The organism is Halobacterium litoreum (assembly GCF_021233415.1).
GTDB lineage: Archaea > Halobacteriota > Halobacteria > Halobacteriales > Halobacteriaceae > Halobacterium > Halobacterium litoreum.
This window is the reverse complement of sequence record NZ_CP089466.1, coordinates 21,696-46,604: the sequence shown is the minus strand read 5'-3', so window position 1 is coordinate 46,604 and position 24,909 is coordinate 21,696. Positions and strand designations below refer to the sequence as shown.

The window sequence follows — 24,909 nt, the reverse complement described above, 5'->3', positions numbered from 1 at the left end:
ATGGCGGCGCGAGAACTCCTCGCGGTGCTCGCCGTGGTGCTCGCGTTGCTGAGTTACTCGCTGGCGCTCCCCGTGAGCGGCGGCGAGCGAGAACCGGCGCCGTTCGACGACACGCTCCAACTCGGCCTCACGAGCGCCGCTGTGCAGGAAGCGCGAGAACGCGGGGTGTCCGTCCCGCGCGTCCAAGCGTACTACTCGGGGTTCGAGTACGCGGTCGGCTACTACGGCGTCGAGGCGTTCCTCGAGGAGCGGGCTCGAACCGGCCACGAGCGCCAGTTCGGGAGCGCGGTCGAACTGTTCGTCTCGGACTACGCCGGCACGAACGTCTCGCTTACGGACGCTGGCTACCTGAAGCCGACGCGGTTCGTCGGCTTCGAACCCGCGAGCGAGACGGTCGTGGTCGTCGGGAGTCGAGCGCGCAGTCCCGGCGGCCCCGTCGCCGTGCCGTTCAGCGACGAGTCGGCCGCGGCGGCGTTCGCCGACGAGTACGGCGGGAGCGTGGTGCCGTGGAGCGAGGTCGCCGAGCGCGTCGACGCGGAGCGCCGACTGACCACGGAGCGCTTCCGGTCGGCGGTGGCGAACGCGTCGGGGTGGGCCGACGAGCGCGTCGCCGACGCGCGAACGCTCCGGGACCGCCCGACGTCGGTGGTCGTCGGCGAGGACGCGCCGACCCTCGAAGCCGCCGTCGCGGCCGCCCCGCCGAACACCACCGTCGAACTGCCGGCGGGCACCTACGAGACCGGCGGCGTCACCGTGAACAAGTCGATAACCGTGTCCGGCGTCGGCCCCGAGACGCGTGTCGTCGGCGACGGGAACGGGACCGTGTTCGCGCTCGCCGCGCCGCGGGCCGGTCTCACCGACCTCCACGTCGCCGGCGTCGGCGACGTCGGGAGTCGCCGGAGCCAACTGAACGACTCGGAACTCGACGTGAACTGGTCACGGAGCATCGAACTCGCCTACGGACGCGGGGACGCGGCCGTCAAACTGTTCGACGCGAGCGAGTCGCTCGTCTCGGGAGTCACGGTTGAGACGGGCGCGAGCGGCGTCATCGTCCTCGAGAGCGCCGGCGCCGTCGTCCGGGACGTGCGCGTGAACGGCACCGACGACCCCCTGCAGGGGTTCATGGGCGTCGTCGCGATGTACGACCGAATCGTCGTCGAGGACAGCGAGTTCGTCGGCGGCCGCGACGGCGTCTACACGCACCGCGCCGACGGCGTCGTCGTGCGCGACAACGTGTTCCGCGGGCAGCGCTTCGGCGTCCACGAGATGTACACGTCGGACGCGCTCGTCCGGAACAACACCGCCAGCGGCGTGCGGACCGGCGTCATCGTGATGACGCGCCCGACCGGGAATCTCGTCGTGGACAACGTCGTGCGGGACGCGGAGGTCGGCATCTCCACCGCCGGGGCGACGTCCTACTACGCGGGGAACGTCCTCGCGGACAACGGCCACGGCATCGACGTGCTCGGCTACCGGTCGCTCGTCGAACGGAACACCATCGTCGGGAACGACGTCGGCCTCCGCGGCGAGGCGTCGCTCCCGACGAACCTCGTCACCGCGAACGACGTCGTCGACAACGAGAAACCCGTGGAGACGGACCTCGGCGCGCTGCGCGTGTGGACCGTCGACGGCGCCGGGAACTACTGGGGCGCGATGCCCGCCGACGACCGGGACGGCGACGGCTCCTACGACCGCGCGTTCCGCCCGACCGGCGGCGTCGACGCGCACATCCACGACGCGCCGGGCGCGTACACGCTCGCCCGGTCGCCCGCCGTCGCGGTCCTGCGCGAGGTCCAGAGCACCGTCCCCGGCCTGCGGGAGGCCGGCGTGGTCGACACCGCGCCGCGCGTGACGCCGGCGCGCCCGGACGTGCTGGCGGCCGTCCGCGGGAACGAGACGGAGGTGGCGGCGTGACCGACGCGACCCTCGCCGTCGACGGCGTCTCGTTCGGATTCGGGGACGTGTCCATCCTCGACGACGTGACCGCGACCCTCGACGCGGGCCACCTGACGGCGCTCGTCGGCCCGAACGGCGCCGGGAAGACGACGGCGCTGGAACTGCTCGCGGGCCTCCGAGCGCCCGACGCGGGAACCGTCACGCGCCCCGACGGCGGCGCGCGGAGCGTCGCGTACCTCCCCCAGTCCCCGCAGTTCCGGTCGGGGTTCACGGTCCGCGAGACCGTGGCGTTCTACGCCGACCTCGTGGACGCCGACACCGACCCCGCGGCGCTGCTCGACCGCGTCGGACTGGCGGGCGCCGCCGACCGCCGCGTCGAAGCGCTCTCCGGCGGGATGACCCGGCTGCTCGGGTTGGCGCAGGCGCTCGTCGGCGACCCGCCCGTGGTCGTCCTCGACGAACCCACGTCCGGCCTCGACCCGGACGTCGCGGACCACATCTTCGGCGTCGCGAGCGACCTCGCGACCGACGACCGGCTCGTCGTCCTCGCGAGCCACGACCTCGCCGCCGTCGAGGCGCGCGCGGACCGCGTGGTGTTGCTCGCGGACGGCGCCCTCGCGTTGGACGGCGCGCCCGCCGACCTGCTCGCCGAGACGGGCGCGGAGACGCTCCGCGACGCGTTCTCGCAGACGGTGCGCGCGACCGACCGGTCGTCGGTGGACGTGCGCGCGGTCCGGCCCGGGGGTGACGCGTGATGGGGCGACGCGAGCGCGTGCTCGTCGTCGTCGAACGCGAACTCCGCACGGTCGCCCGGAACCGCACGCTCGTCCTCGTCGCCGCCGCGTTCGCCGCGGTCATCGTCGGCCTCGGCGGCGCCGCGATGGGGTCACCGGGCGGCTACGTCTCGCTGACGTTCGACCTCCTGCTCCCGGTGGAGGTGTTGGTGCCGACGGTGGCGTTCGCGTTCGTCTACCAGTCCGTGCGCGGCGACGCCGACCGCGGCGAACTCGACGTGATTCGGACGTACCCGGTGACGCGCGCCGAGTACGTCCTCGGCGTGTTCCTCGGGCGTGCGGCCGCCGTACTCGCGGTCGTGCTCGTCGCGCTCGGCGCGGCGGGCGTCGCGTCGAGTCTCGGCGCGACCGAACCCGCGTCGTACTTCGCGACGCACGCCGCCGGCGACACCCCCGTCGTGTTCGTGCGGTTCGCGGTGTTCGTCGCGGCGTACGCGCTCGTCGCGGTGGCGCTCGCGCTCGCGGTGTCCGCCGCGACGCGCAGCCAGCGCGAAGCGCTCGGCGCGTCGGTCGGCGTGCTCGTCGCCGTCGCCGTCGGCCTCGACCTCGCGCTCGTCGCGCTCGCGTCCGGCGGCCTCGTCGACCCCGGGTCGATTGCGCCGCTTGCCGGCCTGAGCCCCGCGAGCGCGTTCCGCGGCCTCGTCTTCGAACTCGCAGTCGGGCCGGCGCTCGCGGAGACGCCGACTGTCGCCACGGCGTCGCCGGTCGCGAGCGCGCTCGGCCTGCTCGCGTGGGTCGCCGCGAGCCTCGGCGCCGCCGCCGTCGCCGTGTGGCCGGACACCGCCACCTGACCCGGGGACGCGAACGTTTTACGTGGGGGTTCCGTGGGTCGTCGTATGTTCCAGGACATCATGCAGAAGTTCGAGGGGAGCCCCGGCCAGCAGGCCGTCATCCGCCTGCTGCTCGAGCGGGGCTTCTCCGTGAACGACGACGGCCGGGTGGTGTCCGGCGACATCGAGATTCCGTACACGCAGGTCGCCGCGGAGGCGGGCGTCGACCGGCGCGTGGTGGACTCGACGACGGAGGCGATTCTCGCGGACGACGAACTACGGCGCATCTTCCAGAACATCTCCCAGATTCCGAGCCTGATGGACCTCGCGCCCGTGCTCGATTTGACGGTGGTCACGGTCGAGGTGCAGGACGCCGACGAGTCCGGTATCGTCGCCGAGGTCGCGGGTCTGCTCGCGGACCGCGGCATCAGCATCCGCCAGACGATAAGCGAGGACCCGGAGTTCACGGACGAGCCGCGGCTCTACCTCGTGACGGACGAGGACCTGCCCGGTGACGTGTTGACGGAACTGATGGCGCTGCCGTTCGTGCGGTCGGTGGAACTCTCCTAGTCGCGGCCGCGAGTCAGGACGCTCGCGATGATGAACAGGTAGCCGACGGTGGTGAACGCGTAGTTCACGGTGAGGAGAACGACGGCGTCCGCGAACTCCTGTTTGAACGCAGAGACGGTCGTGGAAATCGCGGCGGCGACGACGATGACGAAGCCGATGGCGAGCAGCAGCATCTCTCGGCGCTCGGTCTCGAGGTAGGCGTTGGCGGCAATCGACACCATCGCGAGTCCGGACAGCGAGAGGGCGACACTGGAGACGATGTAGAGGAGGTCGGGCGTCGACAGGTCGGCCATTCGGGGTAGACTAGCGAGAGCGCGGGCATAATCCTTTGGGCGGAACCGCAAGCGAGAACCCGTTGGGCGTCCGAGACGCGGACGTGACAGACGCGTACCGCACGCTCGCCGGGCGGGGCGACGCCAGATTCGAGGTGCAGGGCTCGGAGTTCATCGGGTACGCGAGTCCGGCGGCCACCGTCGACGAGGCCGAAGCGTTCGTCGCGGAGGTCCGGGAGCGCCACGCGGACGCGACGCACAACGTTCCCTGTTATCGGGTTCGCGTGGAGTCCGGCGGCCCCGGCTCCGGGCACATGCTTCGGGAGTACCAGAGCGACGACGGCGAGCCGACCGGCTCGGCGGGGAAGCCGGCGCTGAACGTCCTCCAGCAGCGCGACGTGGAGAACGCCGTGGTCGTCGTGACCCGGTACTACGGCGGTACGAACCTCGGTGTCGGCGGGCTGGCGCGGGCGTACTCGCGGGCCGTGAAGGACGCGTTGGACGCCGCCGGCGTCGTCGAGCAGCGCCCGCAGGAGCGCCTGACGGTCGCCGTGGACTACGACGACTCGGGGACGGTGCGGGGGATTCTGGAGAGCGCGGACTGCGAGTTCGACGCCGACTACGGCGAGAACGTCGCCTTCGAGGTGACGGTGGCCCGCGAGGACGCCGACGGCCTGCGGGAGCGCCTCGCGGACGCGACGAGCGGGCGCGCCGACCTCCAGTAGCGGCCGTTCCGCCGACACGGCGCCGTCTTTTGGCCGGCCTAAATCGGAACACGTATGTTTATTTAGGCGAGCCTAAAACCATGTTCGGAGAGTCAGACGACGACGGACTGACGCGGCGAACGTACCTCGCTGGCGGCGCGACGCTGCTCGGCGGCGCGCTCGCCGGTTGTACGTCCCCCGCCACGGACGACGAGACGACGCAGACGACCGGCGCTCCCACGACCGACGCGGAGACCGCCGGCTCCGGAGACACGGACGCGAGCGCGTCGTACGCGGTGTCGATGGAGCCGGTCGGCGCCGTCGAGTTCGACGGCGTCCCCGAGACGTGGGTCGCGAACAACGGGAGTTGGGCGGATATGGGCGTCGCGCTCGGCCTCGAACCGCCGGAAGCGCTGTGGCTCACGAGCCGCTACCACACCCAGTACTACGACGCGATAGACGGACTCTCGGTCGACAAGAGCGGGATGGTGTCGCTGTTCCAGGACGGCGTGAGCAAGGAGCGGTTCCTCGACCTCGACGCCGACATCCACGTGATGGACCCGAACTTCCTGATGAACCGCTTCGAGGGGTGGTCCGAGAAGGACGTGGCCGAAATCGAGGAGCGCGTCGCGCCGCTGTTCGGGAACTGCATCTACGCCCAGCACTACCCGTGGCACGACGACTACCGCTACTACACCCTGATGGAGGGGTTCGAGAAACTCGCACAGGTGTTCCAGCGAACCGACCGCTACGAGGCCTTCGAGTCGATTCACGACGACTTCCAGTCGAACCTCGCGCCGGTCGTCCCGAGCGCGGGCGACCGCCCCGAAGTCGCCGTCGTCTGGGGTATCGGCGACCAGCCGACGGAGTTCTACCCGTACGTAATCGGCGGCGGCACCGGCTTCAAACACCTCCGCGACCTGAACGTCCGGGACGCGCTCGCCGAGTCCGGCGTCAAGGACTTCCACGGCACGCGGGCCGCCATCGACGTGGAGACGCTGCTGAACGTCGACCCCGAGGTGTTGTTGCTGCGCGGCTACGAGGCCAAGACCGACGCCGAGTTCCGGAACACCGTCGTCGCGTCCCTCGAAGACCACGCCGCCGCGAGCAACCTCACCGCCGTCCAGAACGGCGACGTCTACCGCGCCGGCGGCCTCTACCAGGGCCCGATTACGAACCTCGTGCTGACGGAGCGCCTCGCCCGCGACCTCTACGGCGCAGAAGAGACGCTGTTCGACCGCGAGCGCGTCGTCGCGGCGGTGGAGGGCGATGTCTGAGGCGCCCGAGCCGACCGACGCCGACGTGGTGGTCGTCGGCGGCGGTCCGACCGGCTGTTCGGCGGGCGTGTTCACGGCGCGCTACGGCCTCGACACCGTCATCTTCGACCGCGGGAACGCGGCGCTCCAGCGGTGCGCGTTCGTCGAGAACTATCCGGGGTTCCCCGGGCGGTATCGACGTGGGGACGCTGTACGACCTGCTCCACGACCACGCCGAGCGCGCGGGCTGTGACCGCGTCGAGGACGGCGTCGTGCGCGTCACGGAGCGCGACGACGGCTTCGTCGTGGAGACACAGGACGGCCGCGAGGTGGACGCGGACTACGTCGTCACGGCGGCGTGGTACGACGGCTCCTACCTCAAGCCGATAATCGGCGACGACCCCTTCGAGACCCACGAGCACGGCGACGAGGAACACGAGCACCTCGACCCGGACTACGCCGACCCAGACGGCCGAACGCCCGTCGACGGCCTCTACGTCGCGGCGCCGGCGGGCGAGTGGAACGCCCAAGCCATCGTCGCGGCGGGCCACGGCGCGCACGTCGCGCGCCGCCTGCTCGCCGACCACAAGCGCGACCGGGGGTTCCCGGACGGCGTCGCCCCCCACTACGACTGGATGCGCCCCGAGTCCGAGTTCGCGGGCGAGTGGAGCGACCGCGACCGGTGGCGGGAGTGGTTCCACGGCGAAATCGAGGAGAGCGAGGTCGGCGACGAGCGACTCGCGGAACTCCGTGAGGCGTACATCGACCGCGCGTTCGACACGAAACTCACCGACGAGGAGATTGCGGCGCGAACCGAGCGTGCCCACCACCGCCTGCTCGACCACCTCGACGACGAACACGTCCGGTCGTACGTCGCGGAACTGGACGACTGACGCCGGGTAGCACAACGCCTTTGCGCGCACCGGACGACGCGGACTGCATGCAGACTGTCGAAGCCGAGGACTACCACGACTTCTCGCGGCTCTCTCATCCCGCGGTGTCGCCGGACGGCGACCGAGTGGCGTTCGTGAAACAGACACCCGACACCGACACCGAGTACGCGGCGACGGTGTACGTCGCGTCGGTCGGCGGCGACGAGGCGCGGCGGTTCACGGTCGCCGAGGGCGTGGACTCCGAACCGGCGTGGAGTCCGTCCGGCGACCGACTCGCGTTCGTCTCGACGCGGGGCGCGGACGACGACCGGCCCCAGTTGTGGGTGCTCCCCGTCGAAGGCGGGGAGGCCGAGCAGGTGACCGACGTGGTCGGCGGCGTCTCCTCCATCGCGTGGGGACCGGACGGCGACCGCATCGCGTTCCTCCAAGGGGTGCGCCCGGAGGAGCGAGACGACGACCTCGACTTGGCCTACGACGACGAGTACGAGCGCGAAGACCCCGACCCTCGGGTAATCGACCGGCACGTCTACCGGAGCCACGAGTCGTACGCCGACGGCGCGCGCTCGCACGTCTACCTCGCCGACCTCGACGCCGGTGAGGTAGAACGCGTCACCGAGGGCGTCGCGGACTGCCTCGGGCCGGCGTGGGGCGACAGCGACCTCTACTACCCGATTCGACGGGGCGTCGACGGCGACGACCGGCTCGCGTGGGAAATCGAGGCGTTCGACCCCGAGACCGGGGGCCGAGAGGTCGTGACGACCGTCGAGGGCTGGGGGCCGACGCTCGCCGTCTCGGGCTCTCGAATCGCGTACACGACGACGCCCGCCGACGACCCGACGCTCGCACAGACCGAGGTGGACGTGTTCGACCGCGCGACCGGCGAGACAGAGCGCCTGACCGCCGACCTCGACCGCACACTCGAACTGTGGAACGCGAGCCACGCGCCCGAGTGGGGGCCCGACGGCGACTACCTCTACGTCTGCACGCCCGACGAGGGGAGTTACGTCCTCCGGCGCCTCGGCCACGAGGGCGACGAACTCGTCTTGGGCGGCGACCGCCACGTCCACGGCTTCTCGGTCGCGCGGGACGCCGTCGGCGTCGTGCAGTCGGAGTGGGACCACCCCGGTGACGTGGTCGCGGCGACGCCCGCGGGCGGCGAGGAGAACCGCCTGACGCGCGCGAACAGCGACTACCTCGACGACCGCGCGGTCAGCCAGCCCGAGGAGATTAGCGTGGACGCGCCCGGCGGCGAGGTGCAGGGCTGGGTGTTGACGCCGCCGGACTTCGACCCGGACGAGGAGTACCCGCTGGTCGTGGAGGTCCACGGCGGCCCCCACCGGATGTGGTCGACGACCGGGTCGATGTGGCACGAGTTCCAGACGCTCGCGGCGCGGGGCTACGTCGTGTTCTGGTGTAACCCTCGGGGCTCCTCCGGGTACGGTCAGTCGTTCATGCGGAGCATCGAGCGCGACTGGGGCGACGTGACCTTCGAGGACGTGATGGCGGGCTCGCGACAGGTCGCCGACCGCGACTACGTGGACGCCGAGAACGCGTTCGTCACGGGCGGGAGTTTCGGCGGCTTCATGACCGCGTGGGCGGTCGGCCACACCGACTTCTTCGCGGGCGCGGTCGCCCAGCGCGGCGTCTACGACCTCTCCGGCTTCTACGGCTCCACGGACGCCTACAAGCTCGTGGAGGGCGACTTCGGGACGGTGCCGTGGGACGAACCGGAGTTCCTCTGGGAGCAGTCGCCGGTCGCGCACGTCGAAAACGTCGACACGCCGACGCTCGTCGTCCACGCGGAGAACGACTACCGGACGCCCGCGAACACCGCCGAGTTGTTCTACCTCTCGCTGCGCAAGCAGGGCGTCGACACCCGGATGGTGCGCTACCCCCGCGAGGGCCACGAACTCTCGCGCTCGGGCGAACCCGGACACGTCGTGGACCGCATCGAGCGCATCGCGCGCTGGTTCGACGGCTACTCCGCCCACCACGACGCCGAGCGCGCGCTCGACCGAGAGCGAAACGACGGGCTCTCGGCGGGCGAGAGCGGCGAGGACGAGAACCCGGAGCGGTAGGGAGAGACACGTAGCCGTCAAGGGAGCGGTTTCCGACCCCGGTAGCCGGCGCGAGAACCGCAGGACGACGGCGCTTCGTGGAGGTGAAAGGAAGGGGTTCGGAGAGGCAAAGCGCCCGCGACGACGCGGCTGCTGTCGGGGCGCGTCGGGAGTCGCTTCGACCGGTCAGTCGACGATGATGTCGGTGTCCTCGCTCGCCGGCTGCGGGCCGGAATCCTCCTCGTCTGCGTCGTCGGGCCGCATCTCGGCCTCGTAGCGCTCGATCCAGTTCGCGAAGCACTCGGGGCAGAGCCGCTGGCTGTCTATCTGGGAGCGGTCGACCGTCACGCGCGCGGTCCGCGACAGCGGGTCCGCGACCGCGTCCCCGCACCAGTCACACGGCTCGGTGTCCACGTCGTCGCTCATACGGTCGCCGAGGACGGGCAGCGCCTTGAACGTGGGGGTCCGGGACACACCGGCGTTCCGGCCGTCGAACGCCGCGAATCACGGCGTTTCACCGCGGGACAGGGGTCGTCGAGAACGAGACCGGCAGCGAAGCGTTCGTCGTCAGGTCGTGCGGAACGCGCGGTCGCCGGCGTCGCCGAGGCCGGGGACGATGAAGCCGTCGTCGTCGAGGTGGTCGTCGATGGAGACGGTGAGCAGGTCGGCCTCCGGGAACTGGTCGCTGACGCGGAGCAGGCCGTCGGGCGCGCTCACCGCCGACAGCACGAACAGGCCTTCGAGGTCGTCGGGGGCCTCTTCGGTGACGTGGTCGAGGACCGTACACATCGTGGAGCCGGTGGCGAGCATCGGGTCCGCGACGATGACGGTGTCCTCGGGCTTGATTTCGGGGAGTTTCACGTAGTCGATGGTGATGGGGAACTCGCCCTCGTCGTTCATCCCGGCTTCCTCGTCGCGGCCCGCGCTGATGACGCCCTGCTTCGCGCGCGGGAACGCCTTCAGCAGGCCCTCCACGAACGGCGTCGCGGCCCGCAGGACGTTGATGATGACGACGTCGTCGAGGCCCTTCACGCGCTCGCCGGTGGTCTCGGTGAGCGGCGTCTCCAGCGAGACGAACTCGGTGTCCATCGCGCCGTCGATGATTTCGTAGCCGGAGATGCGCCCGAGTTTCACGAGGCCCTTCCGGAAGCCGACCTGCTCGGTCTCCACGTCCCGAATCTTCGAGAGGGTGTCTTTCGCCAGCGCGTGCGTGACGACGTGCGCGTCGCCGCGGTCCTCGATGGTCATACTAGCACGCCGAGTCCGCGACGGCTTAAATCCCGCTATGCGGACCGAGAACCGGAGTGTCGGCGGTCCGCGTGATAGGTGTTACCGTGTCCCGTGGAAGCACGGGTGCGGCAAGAGGTTTATCCGCCAGCGCCCGAACGTAGATGGCATGGAAGAGAGCGTCGCCGGGTTCAAACAGCGCGGGTCGTGGGGCGACGTCGTCGAGCACGGCGAACGCATCACGCACGCGCTCCGGGAGGCCGGCGCCGACGAGGCGTACGCCGAGGAGTTCGCGGCGTGGGACGAGTGGCGGCCGAAGTCCCACGAGCGCATCGAGGACGAGGTCAGCGAGAAGACCGCCGAGCAGGCGAGCGTCGACGAGGGCGAAGGCGAGAAGGCGGGAAAATCCCCGGACGAGGACCTCCAGACGGCGGGCGAACACCTCTCGGAGTCCTACGAGAAACTCGAAAACGGCGAGGACGAGGACGCCGTCGAGAAGTGGCAGGACTCCCTCGGCCACGTCAAGCGCGCCGCCGACACCGCCGGGCGGAAGGCCCTCCGCAAAGTCGAGAACGTCGTCTACCAGAACGTGATGACGCAGGTCGCGCCGTACTACTTCGACAACGACGTCGTGTCCGCGAACATCCAGCGCGTGCGCAGCCAAGAGGAGTTCGTCTTCGAGGTGAACGTCAACGACGACGACCTCAAGGAGGCCGTCCGCGAGTACCTCCAGTCCTTCGAGGACATCGACCGGTGGCACGTCGACACGGAACGCGAGACGGAAATCGCGGAGGCCGTCGAGGGCGTCGAACCGCCCGAGCAAAACGACGACGCGAAATCCACGACGAACTAACGGCGACACGGACGCAGGCCGGTAGTCTCTTTGTGTCGCCTCCCCGAGTCCGCAAGCATGAGTGGCACCGCCCTCGCGACGCTCGTGGTGGCCGCACTGGCAAGTCTCTTCATGGCGTGGGCCATCGGCGCGGGGTCGTCGGGGTCGACGCCGTTCGCGCCCGCGGTCGGCGCGAACGCCATCACGGTGATGCGCGCGGGATTCGTCGTGGGCATCCTCGGCCTCGCCGGCGCGGTGTTCCAGGGCGCGAACGTCTCGGAGGCGGTCGGCCGCGAACTCGTCGTCGGGGTGACGCTGTCGCCGCTCGCGGCGACGACGGCGCTCATCGTCGCCGCCGTGCTGGTGGCGGTCGGCGTGTTCGCGGGCTACCCCATCGCGACGGCGTTCACCGTGACGGGCGCGGTCGTCGGCACCGGCCTCGCGATGGGCGGCGAGCCGGCGTGGCCGAAGTACCGGGAGATAGCGACGCTGTGGGTGCTCGTGCCGTTCGTCGGCGGCGGCATCGCGTACGCGACGGCGCGGGGCCTGCGGTCGCTGGACGCCGACGAGGTGACGACGCCGGTGCTCGCGGCGGTGGTCGGCGCCATCGTCGCGAACATCGAGTTCGTGTTCCTCGGACCGACGGGCACGAGTCGGTCGCTGGCGGCCGCCGTCGCCGCCGAGGTCGGGCGAAACGAGGTCGCGGTACAGGTCGCGGCGACCGTCGCGTTCGCGGCCGCCGTCGCGCTCGTCCTCCGCCGGGACGTGATGCGGGACGCCGAGCGCGGCCAGCGTCACTTCCTGCTCGCGCTCGGCGGCCTCGTCGCGTTCTCCGCCGGCGGGAGCCAGGTCGGGCTCGCGGTCGGGCCGCTGCTCCCGCTGGTCGGCGGGGACGTGCCGCTGACGTACGTCCTGCTCGGCGGCGGCATCGGCCTGCTCGCCGGGTCGTGGACGGGCGCCCCGCGGATGATAAAGGCGCTCTCCCAGGACTACTCCAGTCTGGGGCCGCGGCGCTCTATCGCCGCGCTCATCCCGAGTTTCGCCATCGCGCAGACCGCCGTCTTCCTCGGCATCCCCGTCTCGTTCAACGAAATCATCGTCTCCGGCATCGTCGGCTCCGGGTTCGCCGCGTCGACGGGGAGCGGCGTGAGCACGCGGAAGATGGTGTTCACCGTGCTGGCGTGGGTCGCGTCGCTCGCGCTCGCACTCGGCGTGAGTTACGGCGCGTTCACCGCGGTCGACGCGCTCGCCTAATCGCGGACCGACCGGACGACAGCGAGTGAGCACCCGACCCGGAGACGCCCGCGGCTCTGGACGGCGGCGACGGCGTGAGCGGACTCCGATGCAAAAAGACGGGTGTCGGTCTTCGGGGCGGCAGTCGGCGGGCTACGTGTCGTTGGTCTGCGTCTCGCCTTCGGCGGCCAGCGACTCGTGTTCGAGGTCGTCGGCCTCCTCGGGCGGCAGGCGCTTGACGCGCGCCTTCATGATGCGCGTGTTCTCGACGTGTTCGACGGTGAGTTCGACGTTCTCGAAGCGGAACGTCTCCCCCTCCTCGACGAGGCGGCCCGCGCGGTTGAAGATGAACCCCGCGATGGTCTCGAACTCCTCGCCCTCCGGCAGGTCGATTTCGAGGGCTTCGTTGACCTCCTCGATGTTCACTTCGCCGCGCACGCGGACGGTGTCGTCCTCCACGAAGTCGAGGGGGAGTTCCTCCTCGCCTTCGAGGATTTCGCCGACAATCTCCTCCGTGATGTCCTCGGTGGTGAGCAGGCCCTCGGTCGTCCCGAACTCGTCGATGACGACGACCAACTGGACGCGCTCGTCCTGCATCTCCTGGAGCAGGTCGTCGACGTTCTTCGACTCGGGGACGTGGAGCGTCGGCTCGATGAGGTCGTCGAGTTCGACGTCCTCGGACTCCCCGTAGAGGTACTCGCGGACGAGGTCTTCGAGGCTGACGACGCCGATGACGTTGTCGAGTTCGCCCTCGTAGACGGGGACGCGCTCGTGGCCGGACTGCGTACACGTCTGTATCGCCTCCTCGACGGTGGCGTCCTTCGAGACGGCGGTCATGTCCAGGCGGGGCGTCATCACCTCCTTCGCGATGGTGTTGTTGAACCGGAAGATGCGCTGGAGCATCTCGCGTTCCTCTTCCTCGATGACGCCCTCGCGCTCCCCGGTCTTGATCATGTCCTGAATCTCGGAGCGCGTGACGTAGCTCGTCTCGATGGCCGCGCGGCCGCCCGTGACGCGGTTCACGATGCGGGTGAGGTGGTCGAAGAGGACGACCAGTGGGTACAGGAGGCGCTCGGACCACTTCAGGGGGCGCGCGATGGAGAGCGCCCACGACTCCGAGTTCTCGACGGCGTAGGACTTCGGCGCGCTCTCGCCGAACAGCAACACGAGCGCGGTGACGCCGAACGTCGCCGCGACGACCGCCTGCCCCTGTGACATGTAGACGGCGAACAGAGCGGTACCGATAGAGGACATGGCGATGTTCACGAGGTTGTTCCCGACGAGAATCGTGATGAGGAGTCGGTGGGGGTCCTCTTTCAGGGCGGCGACCGTGTTCGCGCCCGGCCGTCCCTCCTCCTGGAGCGCGTCGATGCGGTGGCTCGCCAGCGAGAACATCGCCAGCTCAGAGGACGAGAAGAACGCGGAGAGCAACATCAACACGACCATGACCGAAGCACCGGCCACTGTGATGGCGGTCTCCCCGAGTTCGAAGCCGAGTACCGTCACTGCGAGTGGAGACAACAGTGAGCCCATTCCAGTACGACTTGTTTCCGGCCGCCCGGATTAATACCTTTCTCAACGAAGCCACCGCAAATGCCGCGGGCGAAGCGTTTACCCGGCGTTCGGGCCAATCGTCGCGTACATGAGCGCGCGAGACATCCCGCCGCGTCCCGACCACAGCGACGCCCACATCACGCTGTACCGACTGCAGGCGTGTCCGTTCTGCGAGCGCGTCGTGCGGCGACTCGACGAACTCGGCCTCGACTACCAGTCGCGGTTCGTCGAACCGCTGCACTCGGAGCGCAACGCCGTCAAGCGCATCGTCGGCGCGCGCACCGTGCCCGCCATCGTGGACGACGAGACGGGCGTGGCGATGGCCGAGAGCGCGAACATCGTGGACTACCTCGACGCGACCTACGGGGGTGACGCCTGATGGACCTCGGCTTCGACGTCGTCGACCTCCCCGACGCGGACCACGTCGCCGAGGGCGACGAGGCACCGGAGTTCACGCGCCCGCTCGTGAACGACGAGTACTGGGAGGACGTGGCGCTCTCGGATTTGCTCGGCGACGGGCCCGTCCTGCTGGTGTTCACGACGATGGACGGCGCGTTCCCCGCGACGTACGTCTGGAACGAGCTCCGCGACCGGAGCGTCGAGGAGTACGGCGTGCAGGTCGCGGGCGTCTCCATCTCGTCGCCCTACGAGCACAAGACCACCGTCGCTGACCGCGACATCGGGCACTTCGCGGGCCTGTTCAGCGACCCCCAGAACGGCGTCGCCGAAGCCTACGGCGTCAGTCACGACGTCGACGGGATGGCCGGCGTCAGCGAGCCGCGCCCCGCCGTCTTCCTCGTCGGCGCGGACCGCACCGTCGAGTACGCGTGGGTCGCCTCGGAGTGGCCGGAGTTCCCGGACTACGACGAGGTAGAGGCAGCGCTCGCGGACCTGTAACGCTCAGAGGTCGCCTTCGGCCGGCGCCACTCGACTGACACCCGCCACGTACGTCGCGTAGGCGCCTTCACAGAGCAGTGCGCCGGTCGCGACGCTCACAGTCAGCCACTCGTACGGCGAGACGACGGTCGGCGCGGGTTTGACGACGTGGAAGTAGAAGTGTGACAACTGGCGTTCGTAGACGACCGGAACGAGGAACGCGCCGAAGCCCGCAAAGCATGCGACAGCGACGAGGAGCCAGCGCGACGGGCCGGGCAACCGACGCCCGCGAGCGTCCCGCTCGACGGCGGCGGAGACGAGGGCCGCACCGACGACGCCGCAAAGCGCCATGGCGCTGAGGTAGGAGGTCGGCACACTCCCACACAGTCGAGTGGTGAGTGTAACACTTTCCCCGGTACTGCGACACTGACAACGTTTTTTCGCGGGCCGTCCAAGTTGCGGGCATGGATGTGAGTGACGCGGACCTCGACGCGGCCGCCCGCGCCGCCCGCGACGGCGGCTTGGTCGTCTACCCGACCGAGACGGTCTACGGCCTCGGCGCGGACGCGCTCAACGAGGACGCAATCGAGGCCGCCTTCGAGGCGAAAGAGCGACCCCGGAACAAACCGCTCTCGTTCGCGTTTCCGACGTACGAGGCCGCACTCGACCACGTTCGCGTCGGCGAGGCGGAACGCGAGTTTATGGCCGAGTTCCTGCCCGGCCCCGTCACCGTCGTCTGCGAGAAGCGCGACACGGTGCCCGAGGCGCTGACCGGCGGTCGCGACCGCGTCGGCGTCCGCGTTCCCGACCACGACGTCGCGCTGGCGCTCCTCGACCGGGTCGCGCCGCTCACGTCGACGAGCGCGAACATCTCGGGGCGTCCGAGCGTCACCCGTCCCGCCGACCTCGACCCCGAGTTCCGGGAGCGCGTCGATTTCGTGCTGGACGCCGGCGAGACCCCCGGCGGGACGGGGAGCACGGTCGTGGACGTGGCGCAGGGCGAAATTCTCCGCGAGGGCGCGAACGCCGCCGCCATCGAGGACTGGCTCGCCGCCCGCCGGTAGGGCCGCGCCGCTCCGTTCTCAGTCGTCGCCGAGCGACAGCAGCGAGCCGAGCGTCCGCGTCTTTGTCCCGCAGATCTCGCGGTAGTCGCAGGCGCCGCACTTCGCGTCGTCGTGGAGGCGCGGCGGCGGGCCGTCGAGGCCCCGGGCGGCCCGGAGCGCGCGCCGGTAGGCCGCCTTCTTCCGCGTCGTCACGTCCACCCGGCGGACGACGCCGTGGCGCGCGTACTCCACGTACGCGACGTCGACCGGCGCGTTCTCCCGCCACGCGAGCGCCTTCGTCGCGGCGACGGCGCGCACGGTCTGTGGCTCCCAGACGCCCTGCTCGGGCGGCGCTCCGGGCGTGACCACGGAGACGGCGAGCGGGTCGCGGTGGACTTTCGCGGCGCGCCCGTGGGCGTCCTTCCCGCGCAGGAACGCGTCCGTCTCCTCGGGGTCGGCGACCCGAGGGTGGCGGTCGAGACTCGATTCGAGGTTCGACCGGAACTTCGCGACGGGGACCGCGAGGTCGAAGGTGTCGAGCGCGGCGTCAGAAGCGACTGCGAGTTCGTCGTACGACCGGGCGAGTTCGCGGGCAGCGCGGTACTCGGGCGGCGGGTCGCCGTCGTCTCTGCGCGCGTAGTAGAGTTGGCGCGGGCAGTACGCGGCGCGAGCGAGGTCGCCGAACGCGAGGGTGTCGGGCACGCCACGGGGTGGTCCCGGTCTGGTACTTGAACGTCCGGGCTACAGTTGCATGTCCGTCTCCTGTCCCTCGGTGGCGTCGTCGAGGCCGTCCTCGTGGACGGTGGAGGTGAGGCGCTCGGAGAGCTCGCGGTCGCGGAGCGCGTTCTCGAACTCGGCGCGGTAGCGGTCGTTGACGCTGCGAATCTCGTCGCGCGCGTCGAGGACGCGCAGGCAGCGCTCGACGGCGTCCTCGTCGCCGTCGAGGTCGTCGGCGAGGTCGGCCGGGTCGGCGTCCTCGCCGCGGCGCTCGCGGAGCGCGTCGAGGTCGAAGTCGGCGTCGGTGTCGGCGTCGCGGAGGAGGTGGAGGTCGTAGCGGGTGTCGGCGACGGCGGCGGCGTCCACGTCGGCGTCGAGTTCGGCGGCGATTTCGGCGTCGCTCTCGCCGGCGTAGAACGTCTTGACGAGGTCAGTGAGGTCGTCGGTGGCGAGGTCGGTGTCGACGTCGAGGTTGTCGCGCATCTCCTCGACGGCGTTCCGGAGGCGCTCGTCGACCTCCGTCTCGGAACTGAGAGACCCGTGGGTTTCCGCTTGGGACTCCGTGACCTCCTCGTCGTCGGCGACGTCCATGAAGATGTCACGGAGTTCCTCGGTCTTCTCGTCCATGTAGTAGTGCGACACTGTGTTCCCGCGCCGCCAAATGTCTGACGCCTGACCGCGGCCCGGGACGTAAACCGAGGAATTGAAAGTGGTTGACGAGCGTGGTCGAGTCATGAGTGTCGAGACCGAGTCAGTCGACCTCGTCGGCGAGCGCGTCGTCGAGAACGTCGCGCGCGCCGCCGTGTTCGCCGCGCTCACCGGCGCGTTCGCGTACGTCGCGTTCCCGAACCCGGTGTCGCCGACGGACATCACGCTCCAAGTGCTGGGCGTCTTCCTCGCGGGCGTCTACCTCGGCCCGCTGTGGGGCGGCGTCTCCCTGACGCTGTACCTCGTCGCCGGCGCCGCCGGCGCCCCCGTCTTCGCGGGCGGCACCGCCGGTATCGGCGCGCTCACGGGCTACACCGGCGGCTACCTCCTGTCCTATCCGGTCGCCGCCGCGCTGACCGGCGGCATCGTCCACGGCACCGACGGCCTCGCCGACCCCCGAGACGTGAGCGTCGTTCGCCTCGTCGCCGGGATGGTCGCGGGCACCGTCGTCATCTACGCGATGGGCACCGTCGGCTTCGCGTACGTCCAGAACGTCACGCTCTCCGAGGCGTTCGCCGTCTCCGCGGTGGCGTTCATCCCCGCGGAAGCCATCAAAATCGCCGCCGCGGTCGGCGTCACCCGGAGCGAGGAACTGAACGCCGCCTGATGCTCTCGGTCCGGAACCTGACGCACCGCTACGGGGACGCGGTCGCCGTCGACGGCGTGAGCCTCGAAATCCCCGACGGCGAGTTCGTCGTGCTCGCGGGCGCGAACGGCTCCGGGAAGACCACGCTCGTCCGCCACTTCAACGGTCTGCTGGACCCCGACGACGGCGAAGTCTCCGTGAACGGAACACCCGTCGCAGACGACCTCGTGGCGGCGCGCGCGAGCGTCGCGATGGTGTTCCAGAACCCCCGGAACGGGTTCGTCGGCGCGACGGTCGGCGCGGACGTGGCGTTCGGCCCCGAGAACCTGGGGCTCTCCCGGGAGGCGGTCGACGAGCGCGTGACCGACGCCCTCGAAGCCGTCGAACTCGCGGGTCGCCACGACGAGCGCATCGACGAACTGTCGGGCGGCGAGCAGGCCCGCGTCGCCATCGCCAGCGCGCTCGCGATGCGCCCCGACCACCTCGTCCTCGACGAACCGTTTTCGGGCCTCGACTGGCCCGCCCGCCAGTCCGTCCTCGACCGCCTGCGCGCGCTCCGCGCCGACGGCACCAGCGTCGTCGTCGTCACCCACGACCTGCGAGACGTCTGGGACCTCGCGGACCGCATCGTCGCGCTCGCGGACGGCGCGATTGCGGCCGACGGCCCGCCCGAGGACGTCCGCGACGCGCTCCCCGAGTTGGGGGTGCGCGCGCCGTGACGCTCGCCTACCGGCCCGGCTCAGGCGTGTTCCACCGGCGCGACCCGCGCGCGAAACTCGCCCTACAGGCCGCCTTCGCGGTCACGGCGTTCGCGCACACCACGCCCGTCGGCCTCGCCCTGCTGACGCCGCTCGCCGCCGCCGCGCCCCGACTCGCCGGCGCGTCGGTTCGGGACGCGCTCGGCGAGTTCTGGCTGGCACTCCCCTTCCTCCTGCTCGGTCCCGCAGTCGCCGGCCTCACGCTCGGCCCGCCGTGGTTCGAGGTCGACCCCGCGTTCGCCGCCGCGCTCGCGTCCTACCGCGTCCTGCTCGTGTTGCTCGTGTCGGCGGCGTACGTCTACAGCACGCCCGTCCGCGACTCGCGAGCCGCGATTCGGTGGCTCCTCCCCGGCAAAGTGGGGGCGGCCACGGGCGTCGGCGTCGCGCTCGTGTTCCGCTTTCTCCCCGTCCTGCAGGGCGACCTCGCGGGCCGCCGGGACGCCGTCGACGCCCGGCTCGGGACCGAGCGCTCGCTCCGCGAACGCCTCCGCCTCGTCGCCGTCGGCGGTCTGAACCGGGCGTTCGAGCGCGCCGACCGCCTCGCCGTCGCGCTCCGCGCCCGGTGTTTCGCGTGGAACCCCACCCGGCCGCCGCTCGCGTACGACGACGCCGACTGGGCCGCGACCGCGGGCGCGCTCGCGCTCGCCGTCGCCGCGTTCGCGTGAGGAAACCGAGCGCGCGTGGTCTCGCGGTTGACAACCTTTATGCGGGTATCGGCCCGGGTTTCTCGTATGTATTCGTTCGCGCTGGCGCAGGCGGGGACCGAGACCCGCCCCACGTTCTGGCAGATAAGCCACGTCGGCGAGGCCCTGTTCTACTACCTCGCCGCCGTGGCCATCCTCATTCTCCTGTACGGGGTGTACCAGCGGTTCGCGACGTACGCGAAAGGCAGCGAAGACCCGACCGAACGGCTGACCGACCTCCCCGGTCGAATCGCCGAGGCCGCGAAACTCGTCGCGACCAACGAGAAGCAGTTCGACCGCGACCTCGTCGCGGGCCTGATGCACACGTTCATCCTCTGGGGATTCCTGACCCTGCTCATCGGCACCACCATCCTCGCCATCGACATGGACATCTGGACGAAGGCGCTCGGCCAGCCCTCGTTTTTCGTCGGTGACTTCTATCTCGCCTACTCGCTGGTGATGGACGCCATGGGCCTGCTGTTCGTGGTGGGCGTCGGCGTCGCGCTCTACCGCCGGTACTGGACGCGCAACGACCGCCTCTGGGGGAAACACACCAGCACCGAGGACGGCCTGTTCGTGTGGACGCTGTTCTTCCTCGGCGTCGGCGGCTACGTCACCGAGGGCGTCCGCATCCTCGGCACGGGCCGCCCCGACTTCGAGACCGTCTCGTTCGTCGGGTGGTTCACCGCCGACGTCTTCGAGTTCGTGGGCGTCACCGAGTCGATGGCGACGGCGGCCTACCCCGCCATCTGGTGGAGTCACGCGCTGCTCGCGCTCGCGTTCGTCGCGGCGATTCCGTACGCGAAGCCGTTCCACATGATTTCGAGTTACGCGAACCTCGTCACGCGCGACGAGAACGCTGGCGCCCGCCTCCCCCGCGTGCCGGAGGACGCCAGCCCCGAGGAAATCGGCCCCTCCGAAATCGAGGACTTCTCGTGGAAGCAACTGCTCGACCACGACGCCTGCACGAAGTGCGGCCGGTGTTCGTCGGTCTGCCCGGCGAAGGCGTCGGGCCGCCCGCTCGACCCGCGCGACGTGATTTTGGACCTGAAGACGTACCGCGAGGACCTCGAAGCCGGCGAGCGAGACGAGGTCGACATCGTCGCGGACGGCGGCACCTCCGTCATCGACGCGGAGACGATGGAGTCCTGCATGTCCTGTATGGCCTGCATGGACGCGTGCCCGGTGGACATCGAGCACGTCACGCAGTTCACGGAGATGAACCGCCGCCTCACCGAGTCCGGCCAGATGAACAAGAACGTCGAGGAGGCCGTGATGAACGTCTTCCAGAAGGGCAACACGTTCGGCGACCCGGACCGGAAGCGCCCCGACTGGACCGAGGAGTTGGACTTCGAGGTGCCGGACGCCCGCGACCAGGAAGTCGAGTACCTCTGGTACGTCGGCGACTACCCGTCCTACGACGAGCGCAACCAACACGTCGCGCGCTCGCTCGCGAAGGTCTTCGAGGAGGCCGGCGTCTCCTACGGCATCCTCTACGAGGACGAACAGAACGACGGCAACGACATCCGCAGAGTGGGCGAGGAGGGACTCTTCGAGATGGTCGCCGAGGACAACATCGAGGCGTTCCGGGAGTGCGAGTACGACAAAATCGTCTGCACCGACCCGCACTCGTACAACACGTTCACCAACGAGTACGACCAGTTCGGGTTCGAGAACGCCGACTCCGTGTTCCACTACACGCAGGTCGTCGAGAACCTCGTGAACGCGGGCGAACTCGGTCTCTCGGGCACCGAGCTCGACGACACCGTGACGTACCACGACCCGTGTCACCTCGGCCGGTACAACGGCGAGTTCGAGGCGCCCCGCGAGGTCATCCGCGCGACGGGCGTCACGCTCGACGAGATGCCCCGCAACCGCAGTGATTCGTTCTGCTGTGGGGGCGGCGGCGGCGGCCTCTGGATGGACTTCGAGGAGGACTCGAAGCCGAGCGAGGAACGCATCCGCGAAGCCCTGGAGGACACCGACGCCGGTGCGGGCGTCGACCGGTTCGTCGTCGCGTGCCCGATGTGCATGACGATGTACGAGGACGGCCGGAAGACCGGCGGCTTCGAGGACGACATCGAGGTGACGGACATCACGGAACTGCTCGTGGAAGCCATCGACGCGAAGGGCACCGCGACGGACGCCGGCACTACGTCCGCGGCGGCGGACTAGCGGTTTCAGTTCGTGTAACCGAGGCAAAATATTATCCCCGCGGGCTCCGATTCGTAGTTCGTGAGCTCCGCATCCGTGTCACCGTCGGCAGTCAAGGCGTACGTACAGGAGCGCGCACAGGACGGCCTCCGAGGGGTTGCCGTCTACCGCGGCGACGTGCTGGACGTGACGTACGTCAGGGGCGACCTCGGCGACGACCTCCGCGAGCGGTTCGCCGACCTCCACGCGTCGGTGCTCGCGGCCTGCGACGACGTGTCGGAGACGGACGAGCAGTGGGGGACGCTCGGTCTGGAGCGCGCGAGCATCCAGATTCGGGACGGCGCGGCGATGATGCACCTCAAGCCGTCGGCGTCGGCGGACGTCCGGTCGGGCGTGTTCGTGGAACTCGAAACCCACGTCGCGCGGTCGTGTGCCGAGTTCGTCGCGGACGTGCGCCGGGTCGCGTTCTCCGAGTGACTACCGCCGGCCGAGCAGGACGCCCGCGAGGAACGCCAGCAGGACGGCGACGACCAGTCGCTTCCGACTCTCGTAGCGCACGAACCGCGTACCGTCGTCCGTGATTTCGAGCGCGCCGGCGGGCGACGCCGAGACGCCGCCGCCCATCCCGTAGCCCTCACCGGCCGGTTCGTCTCCTTCGCCGTCCTCGCGCTCGGCGTCCGCGGGGCCGCTCCCGCCGCCGCCACCGAACCCCCACGCGACGCGCGCGACGGGAATCACGGTGCGGTCGTCGCGCTCCACGGGGTCGCCGTACACCGACCCGACACCGCCGGCTTCTGCGAGTCGTTCGACCACCGACGCCAGCACGCTGTCTACGTCCGTGTGCATGCGGGGTGCTACGACGACCACCGAGAAACGTCTTCTCCCGTCAGCCGTCCAACCACTCGTCGGCGAGCAGGCCGTACCGGTAGTTGTCCACCCACTCGCCGCCGCTGAACGACTCGCCGCGCAGCGTGCCCTCCCGGACGAAGCCGAGTTTCTCGAGGACGGCGGCCGACGCGTCGTTCGACTCGAGGACGAACGCGCTGATTTTGTGGAAGCCACACTCCCCGAAGAGGTAGTCGAGGAGGAGTTCGGTGGCTTCCGTGACGTAGCCGTTGCCCTGGTGGTCGGGCGCGACCCAGTACATCAGGAAGCCGGACTGCTGGTCGTCGAACACCCACGGGAGGCCGACGACGCCGACGCGTTCGCGGTCGTCCGCGTCGGCGCGCTCGGACTCCCCGGACGCCGCCACGTCGTCCACGCAGACGACGAACCGGTACTTGTCGTCCTCGACCATCTCGGCCACGTCGTCGACCGACCGGATGGTCGTCGACCCGAGCGGACGCCGCAGGTCGGGATGATTCTGGCCGTACTGGACGAACTCGTGGTCGTCGTCCTCGATGGGATGGAGGGAGACGGTGTCGCCTTCCGCGAACGCGGGACCTGGCATACAGCCACGTCCCGCGACCAGCGAATTATCTCTTTTCCCGGTGTGCGTGGGACTCTCTCTGTCAGGCGTCGAGCCACTCGTCAGCGAGCAGGCCGTACATGTGCATGTCCACCCACTCGCCGTCCACGACGCTCTCGGCTCGCCGCGTCCCCTCGCGCTCGAATCCGAGGTTCTCGAGGACGGACGCCGAGGCCCCGTTGTCCGCGTTCACGCGGGCGTTCACCTTGTGGAAGCCGCACTCGCCGAACGCGTAGTCGAGGAACAACTCGGTGGCTTCCGTGACGTAGCCGTTGCCCTGGTGGTCGGGCGCGACCCAGTACATCAGGCTCCCGACCTGCACCCCGTCGCGCACCCACGGAAACGCCACGACGCCCACGGCCTCGAGGTCGTCCGTATCCTCGGCCGCGCTCGCGGTTTCACCGCTCTCGTCGTTCGTGGACTCCCCGCCGTCGCCCACGCAGATGAGGAAGTGGTAGTCGGCGTCCTCGAACATCTCGGCCACGTCGTCCGACGACCGGATGGTCGTGTCCGTCAGCGGGACGCGGACGTCGGGGTGGTTGCGGCCGTACTGGACGAACTCGTAGTCCTCCTCCTCGACGGGGTGGAGGGAGACGCGGTCACCGCGAGCGAAGGCTGGACCTGGCATAGTCGAAGGAGACGCCCGCAACGGGTTATAGATTCGCTGAAACGAAGTTCACTCAGGTTTCCGACTGGTCGAGCCACTCGTCGGCGAGGACGCCGTACCGGTAGTTGTCCACGCGCTCGCCCGCGACGAATGACTCGCGCCGGTGGACACCCTCGCGCTCGAACCCGAGTCTCTCGAGGACGCGCTGGGAGCCGACGTTCGATTCGAGGACGACGGCGTACACCTTCGCGAGGCGGCGCTCCTCGAACGCGAAGTCTAGAATCAGTTCCGTCGCCTCGGTAACGTAGCCGTTCCCCTGGTACTCCGGGAGCACCCAGTACATCAACATCCCGGAGCCGTGTTTCGTGCGAACCCACGGGATGTGGACGGCGCCGACCGGCACCGGGTCGGCCTCGCTGTCGTCGTCCTCGCCGTCCGCGTCGTCGGATTCCTCCGGCGCGCAAATCAGGAAGCCGAACCCGTCGCCGTCGCCGGAGACACCGTTCTCGAAGTACTCCCGAATCTGCTCGCCGTTCTGCGGGTCGACGTCCGTCAGCGGGCGGCGAATCTCGGGATGGTTCCGGCCGCGCTGGAGGAACTCGAGGTCTTCTTCCTCGATTGTTCGCAGCGTCACGGACTCGCCCTCGGCGAACACGGGACCAGGCATCACCGACCACCCCACTCGGCCGCGAGCAGGCCGTAGCGATGCACGTCCTCGTAGTCGCCGCCGACGAACTTCTCCTCGCGGAGCGTCCCCTCGCGCTCGAAACCGACCGACTCCAGCACGCCGCGGGACGCGTCGTTGGAGACGAGCACGTCCGCGCGGAGTTTGTTGAGGCGGCGGTCGTCGAACGCGTGCTCGCAGAGCAGTTCGGCGGCCTCGGTGGCGTAGCCGTTCCCCCAGTGGTCGGGCGCAATCCAGTACGAGATTGTCGCCGTCCCCGCGACGTCGTCCTCGTCGAACAGCGCGAGCGCGCCGACCGCCTCGGGGTCGTCCCCGTCGGCCTCGCACGCGAGCAGACTGACGCTGTCGTCGTCGCAGACGGCGTTCTCGAAGAACGTGCGAATCTGCTCGCCGTTCGCCGGTCGGTTCAGCGTGAGCGGGCGGCGGACGGCGGGGTCGTTGCGGGCGGTCTGCACGAAGTCGAGGTCGTCCTCCTCGACGGTGCGGAGGGCGACCGAATCGCCCTCCGCAAACGTGGCTCCGGGCATAGTCGAACCACGAGACTGCACGGAGTTAGGTGTTCGCAG

29 protein-coding genes and 1 pseudogene are annotated in these 24,909 nt (G+C 69.9%); 18 read left to right on the top strand and 12 right to left on the bottom strand.

Annotation, left to right across the window (positions count from 1 at the left end; translation table 11 throughout):
* Genes LT972_RS00250 through LT972_RS00235 form a run of 4 tightly spaced genes read left to right on the top strand, consistent with a single transcriptional unit; the run spans window position 1 to window position 4,030 of the window.
* Window positions 1–1,914, top strand: coding sequence for a NosD domain-containing protein (locus tag LT972_RS00250; protein WP_232571185.1), 1,914 nt, complete (start codon window positions 1–3; stop codon window positions 1,912–1,914).
* Complete coding sequence (locus tag LT972_RS00245) at window positions 1,911–2,651, top strand: ABC transporter ATP-binding protein (RefSeq protein ID WP_232571184.1); 741 nt, start codon at window positions 1,911–1,913, stop codon at window positions 2,649–2,651. Before LT972_RS00250 ends, LT972_RS00245 begins: the two co-directional genes overlap by 4 nt.
* The gene (locus LT972_RS00240; protein WP_232571183.1) at window positions 2,651–3,481 is read left to right on the top strand and encodes an ABC transporter permease subunit; all 831 of its coding nucleotides are present in this window, start codon (window positions 2,651–2,653) and stop codon (window positions 3,479–3,481) included. The genes LT972_RS00245 and LT972_RS00240 overlap by 1 nt, the downstream gene beginning before the upstream one ends.
* A 45-nt stretch (window positions 3,482–3,526) precedes the next feature.
* Window positions 3,527–4,030 carry an amino acid-binding protein gene (locus tag LT972_RS00235; RefSeq protein ID WP_232571182.1) on the top strand — a complete coding sequence of 168 codons (504 nt, stop codon included), beginning with the start codon at window positions 3,527–3,529 and terminating at the stop codon, window positions 4,028–4,030.
* Here LT972_RS00235 and LT972_RS00230 read toward each other — a convergent pair.
* On the bottom strand, window positions 4,027–4,323 hold the full coding sequence (locus tag LT972_RS00230) for a hypothetical protein (RefSeq protein WP_232571181.1): 297 nt from the start codon (window positions 4,321–4,323) through the stop codon (window positions 4,027–4,029). The two genes, LT972_RS00235 and LT972_RS00230, sit on opposite strands and share 4 nt — an antisense overlap.
* Before the next feature lie 83 nt (window positions 4,324–4,406).
* Here LT972_RS00230 and LT972_RS00225 point away from each other — a divergent pair, with 83 nt between their 5' ends.
* The 4 genes and pseudogenes from LT972_RS00225 to LT972_RS00210 all read left to right on the top strand — a co-directional run bounded on the left by LT972_RS00225 (window position 4,407) and on the right by LT972_RS00210 (window position 9,233).
* Window positions 4,407–5,027: an IMPACT family protein gene (locus LT972_RS00225; protein ID WP_232571180.1), complete on the top strand. Its 621-nt coding sequence runs from the start codon at window positions 4,407–4,409 to the stop codon at window positions 5,025–5,027.
* Window positions 5,028–5,107: 80 nt separating this feature from the next.
* Window positions 5,108–6,283: an ABC transporter substrate-binding protein gene (locus LT972_RS00220; protein WP_232571179.1), complete on the top strand. Its 1,176-nt coding sequence runs from the start codon at window positions 5,108–5,110 to the stop codon at window positions 6,281–6,283.
* Window positions 6,276–7,155 (top strand): annotated as a pseudogene (locus LT972_RS00215) (NAD(P)/FAD-dependent oxidoreductase). Before LT972_RS00220 ends, LT972_RS00215 begins: the two are co-directional and overlap by 8 nt.
* A 47-nt stretch (window positions 7,156–7,202) precedes the next feature.
* The gene (locus tag LT972_RS00210) at window positions 7,203–9,233 is read left to right on the top strand and encodes a S9 family peptidase (protein WP_232571178.1); all 2,031 of its coding nucleotides are present in this window, start codon (window positions 7,203–7,205) and stop codon (window positions 9,231–9,233) included.
* A gap of 165 nt (window positions 9,234–9,398) precedes the next feature.
* Here LT972_RS00210 and LT972_RS00205 read toward each other — a convergent pair whose 3' ends face one another.
* Window positions 9,399–9,638 (bottom strand): DUF7569 family protein, encoded by a 240-nt coding sequence (locus LT972_RS00205; RefSeq protein WP_232571177.1) that lies wholly within the window; start codon window positions 9,636–9,638, stop codon window positions 9,399–9,401.
* A 141-nt stretch (window positions 9,639–9,779) separates the two neighbouring features.
* Window positions 9,780–10,460, bottom strand: a complete 681-nt coding sequence (gene upp, locus LT972_RS00200; protein WP_232571176.1) for a uracil phosphoribosyltransferase — start codon at window positions 10,458–10,460, stop codon at window positions 9,780–9,782.
* Between the two features lie 148 nt (window positions 10,461–10,608).
* Here upp and LT972_RS00195 point away from each other — a divergent pair, with 148 nt between their 5' ends.
* Both LT972_RS00195 and LT972_RS00190 read left to right on the top strand, forming a co-directional pair.
* The gene (locus LT972_RS00195; RefSeq protein WP_232571175.1) at window positions 10,609–11,292 is read left to right on the top strand and encodes a DUF5828 family protein; all 684 of its coding nucleotides are present in this window, start codon (window positions 10,609–10,611) and stop codon (window positions 11,290–11,292) included.
* A gap of 57 nt (window positions 11,293–11,349) precedes the next feature.
* A complete protein-coding gene (locus LT972_RS00190) occupies window positions 11,350–12,525 on the top strand; it encodes an inorganic phosphate transporter (protein WP_232571174.1) in 1,176 nt (391 codons plus the stop codon).
* Window positions 12,526–12,657: 132 nt separating this feature from the next.
* On the opposite strand, the gene LT972_RS00185 is transcribed toward LT972_RS00190, so the two are convergent.
* A complete protein-coding gene (locus LT972_RS00185; RefSeq protein ID WP_390226289.1) occupies window positions 12,658–14,037 on the bottom strand; it encodes a hemolysin family protein in 1,380 nt (459 codons plus the stop codon).
* Window positions 14,038–14,146: 109 nt separating this feature from the next.
* Here LT972_RS00185 and LT972_RS00180 point away from each other — a divergent pair, with 109 nt between their 5' ends.
* Both LT972_RS00180 and LT972_RS00175 read left to right on the top strand, forming a co-directional pair.
* Window positions 14,147–14,437, top strand: a complete 291-nt coding sequence (locus tag LT972_RS00180) for a glutaredoxin family protein (RefSeq protein ID WP_232571173.1) — start codon at window positions 14,147–14,149, stop codon at window positions 14,435–14,437.
* Complete coding sequence (locus LT972_RS00175; protein WP_232571172.1) at window positions 14,437–14,955, top strand: redoxin domain-containing protein; 519 nt, start codon at window positions 14,437–14,439, stop codon at window positions 14,953–14,955. Before LT972_RS00180 ends, LT972_RS00175 begins: the two co-directional genes overlap by 1 nt.
* A gap of 3 nt (window positions 14,956–14,958) precedes the next feature.
* Here the strand turns inward: LT972_RS00175 and LT972_RS00170 are convergent, their stop codons facing one another.
* A complete protein-coding gene (locus LT972_RS00170; protein WP_232571171.1) occupies window positions 14,959–15,309 on the bottom strand; it encodes a hypothetical protein in 351 nt (116 codons plus the stop codon).
* Between the two features lie 89 nt (window positions 15,310–15,398).
* Between LT972_RS00170 and LT972_RS00165 the strand changes: the two genes are divergently transcribed.
* Window positions 15,399–15,998, top strand: coding sequence for an L-threonylcarbamoyladenylate synthase (locus tag LT972_RS00165; RefSeq protein ID WP_232571170.1), 600 nt, complete (start codon window positions 15,399–15,401; stop codon window positions 15,996–15,998).
* Between the two features lie 18 nt (window positions 15,999–16,016).
* Here LT972_RS00165 and LT972_RS00160 read toward each other — a convergent pair whose 3' ends face one another.
* The gene (locus LT972_RS00160) at window positions 16,017–16,679 is read right to left on the bottom strand and encodes a CRISPR-associated protein Cas4 (protein WP_232571169.1); all 663 of its coding nucleotides are present in this window, start codon (window positions 16,677–16,679) and stop codon (window positions 16,017–16,019) included.
* Between the two features lie 39 nt (window positions 16,680–16,718).
* Complete coding sequence (locus tag LT972_RS00155) at window positions 16,719–17,336, bottom strand: conditioned medium-induced protein 4 (protein WP_232571168.1); 618 nt, start codon at window positions 17,334–17,336, stop codon at window positions 16,719–16,721.
* A gap of 91 nt (window positions 17,337–17,427) precedes the next feature.
* Between LT972_RS00155 and LT972_RS00150 the strand changes: the two genes are divergently transcribed.
* The 5 genes from LT972_RS00150 to LT972_RS00130 all read left to right on the top strand — a co-directional run bounded on the left by LT972_RS00150 (window position 17,428) and on the right by LT972_RS00130 (window position 22,060).
* Window positions 17,428–18,009, top strand: coding sequence for a biotin transporter BioY (locus LT972_RS00150; RefSeq protein WP_232571167.1), 582 nt, complete (start codon window positions 17,428–17,430; stop codon window positions 18,007–18,009).
* Window positions 18,009–18,707, top strand: coding sequence for an energy-coupling factor ABC transporter ATP-binding protein (locus LT972_RS00145; protein ID WP_232571166.1), 699 nt, complete (start codon window positions 18,009–18,011; stop codon window positions 18,705–18,707). Before LT972_RS00150 ends, LT972_RS00145 begins: the two co-directional genes overlap by 1 nt.
* Window positions 18,704–19,411, top strand: coding sequence for an energy-coupling factor transporter transmembrane component T family protein (locus LT972_RS00140; RefSeq protein ID WP_232571165.1), 708 nt, complete (start codon window positions 18,704–18,706; stop codon window positions 19,409–19,411). The genes LT972_RS00145 and LT972_RS00140 overlap by 4 nt, the downstream gene beginning before the upstream one ends.
* 66 nt (window positions 19,412–19,477) lie before the next feature.
* Window positions 19,478–21,604, top strand: a complete 2,127-nt coding sequence (locus LT972_RS00135; RefSeq protein ID WP_232571164.1) for a (Fe-S)-binding protein — start codon at window positions 19,478–19,480, stop codon at window positions 21,602–21,604.
* Between the two features lie 60 nt (window positions 21,605–21,664).
* Window positions 21,665–22,060: a hypothetical protein gene (locus LT972_RS00130; RefSeq protein WP_232571163.1), complete on the top strand. Its 396-nt coding sequence runs from the start codon at window positions 21,665–21,667 to the stop codon at window positions 22,058–22,060.
* On the opposite strand, the gene LT972_RS00125 is transcribed toward LT972_RS00130, so the two are convergent.
* The 5 genes from LT972_RS00125 to LT972_RS00105 all read right to left on the bottom strand — a co-directional run bounded on the left by LT972_RS00125 (window position 22,061) and on the right by LT972_RS00105 (window position 24,870).
* Window positions 22,061–22,429: a spore germination protein GerW family protein gene (locus LT972_RS00125; protein ID WP_232571162.1), complete on the bottom strand. Its 369-nt coding sequence runs from the start codon at window positions 22,427–22,429 to the stop codon at window positions 22,061–22,063.
* A gap of 40 nt (window positions 22,430–22,469) precedes the next feature.
* Complete coding sequence (locus LT972_RS00120; RefSeq protein WP_232571161.1) at window positions 22,470–23,033, bottom strand: GNAT family N-acetyltransferase; 564 nt, start codon at window positions 23,031–23,033, stop codon at window positions 22,470–22,472.
* 61 nt (window positions 23,034–23,094) lie between these two features.
* Window positions 23,095–23,679: a GNAT family N-acetyltransferase gene (locus LT972_RS00115; protein ID WP_232571160.1), complete on the bottom strand. Its 585-nt coding sequence runs from the start codon at window positions 23,677–23,679 to the stop codon at window positions 23,095–23,097.
* Window positions 23,680–23,731: 52 nt separating this feature from the next.
* Complete coding sequence (locus LT972_RS00110; RefSeq protein WP_232571159.1) at window positions 23,732–24,325, bottom strand: GNAT family N-acetyltransferase; 594 nt, start codon at window positions 24,323–24,325, stop codon at window positions 23,732–23,734.
* Entirely contained in the window at window positions 24,325–24,870 is a 546-nt protein-coding gene (locus LT972_RS00105; RefSeq protein WP_232571158.1) for a GNAT family N-acetyltransferase, read from the bottom strand. Before LT972_RS00105 ends, LT972_RS00110 begins: the two co-directional genes overlap by 1 nt.
* Window positions 24,871–24,909: the final 39 nt, after the last annotated feature.

Bases quoted from the DNA above. Each gene is read 5' to 3' on its own strand.
- LT972_RS00250 (WP_232571185.1), top strand. From the start codon at position 1: ATGGCGGCGCGAGAACTCCTCGCGGTGCTCGCCGTGGTGCTCGCGTTG.
- LT972_RS00240 (WP_232571183.1), top strand. From the start codon at position 2,651: ATGGGGCGACGCGAGCGCGTGCTCGTCGTCGTCGAACGCGAACTCCGC.
- LT972_RS00235 (WP_232571182.1), top strand. From the start codon at position 3,527: ATGTTCCAGGACATCATGCAGAAGTTCGAGGGGAGCCCCGGCCAGCAG.
- LT972_RS00230 (WP_232571181.1), bottom strand. From the start codon at position 4,323: ATGGCCGACCTGTCGACGCCCGACCTCCTCTACATCGTCTCCAGTGTC.
- LT972_RS00220 (WP_232571179.1), top strand. From the start codon at position 5,108: ATGTTCGGAGAGTCAGACGACGACGGACTGACGCGGCGAACGTACCTC.
- LT972_RS00210 (WP_232571178.1), top strand. From the start codon at position 7,203: ATGCAGACTGTCGAAGCCGAGGACTACCACGACTTCTCGCGGCTCTCT.
- LT972_RS00205 (WP_232571177.1), bottom strand. From the start codon at position 9,638: ATGAGCGACGACGTGGACACCGAGCCGTGTGACTGGTGCGGGGACGCG.
- upp (WP_232571176.1), bottom strand. From the start codon at position 10,460: ATGACCATCGAGGACCGCGGCGACGCGCACGTCGTCACGCACGCGCTG.
- LT972_RS00195 (WP_232571175.1), top strand. From the start codon at position 10,609: ATGGAAGAGAGCGTCGCCGGGTTCAAACAGCGCGGGTCGTGGGGCGAC.
- LT972_RS00190 (WP_232571174.1), top strand. From the start codon at position 11,350: ATGAGTGGCACCGCCCTCGCGACGCTCGTGGTGGCCGCACTGGCAAGT.
- LT972_RS00185 (WP_390226289.1), bottom strand. From the start codon at position 14,037: ATGGGCTCACTGTTGTCTCCACTCGCAGTGACGGTACTCGGCTTCGAA.
- LT972_RS00180 (WP_232571173.1), top strand. From the start codon at position 14,147: ATGAGCGCGCGAGACATCCCGCCGCGTCCCGACCACAGCGACGCCCAC.
- LT972_RS00175 (WP_232571172.1), top strand. From the start codon at position 14,437: ATGGACCTCGGCTTCGACGTCGTCGACCTCCCCGACGCGGACCACGTC.
- LT972_RS00165 (WP_232571170.1), top strand. From the start codon at position 15,399: ATGGATGTGAGTGACGCGGACCTCGACGCGGCCGCCCGCGCCGCCCGC.
- LT972_RS00150 (WP_232571167.1), top strand. From the start codon at position 17,428: ATGAGTGTCGAGACCGAGTCAGTCGACCTCGTCGGCGAGCGCGTCGTC.
- LT972_RS00145 (WP_232571166.1), top strand. From the start codon at position 18,009: ATGCTCTCGGTCCGGAACCTGACGCACCGCTACGGGGACGCGGTCGCC.
- LT972_RS00135 (WP_232571164.1), top strand. From the start codon at position 19,478: ATGTATTCGTTCGCGCTGGCGCAGGCGGGGACCGAGACCCGCCCCACG.
- LT972_RS00125 (WP_232571162.1), bottom strand. From the start codon at position 22,429: ATGCACACGGACGTAGACAGCGTGCTGGCGTCGGTGGTCGAACGACTC.
- LT972_RS00120 (WP_232571161.1), bottom strand. From the start codon at position 23,033: ATGCCAGGTCCCGCGTTCGCGGAAGGCGACACCGTCTCCCTCCATCCC.
- LT972_RS00115 (WP_232571160.1), bottom strand. From the start codon at position 23,679: ATGCCAGGTCCAGCCTTCGCTCGCGGTGACCGCGTCTCCCTCCACCCC.
- LT972_RS00110 (WP_232571159.1), bottom strand. From the start codon at position 24,325: ATGCCTGGTCCCGTGTTCGCCGAGGGCGAGTCCGTGACGCTGCGAACA.
- LT972_RS00105 (WP_232571158.1), bottom strand. From the start codon at position 24,870: ATGCCCGGAGCCACGTTTGCGGAGGGCGATTCGGTCGCCCTCCGCACC.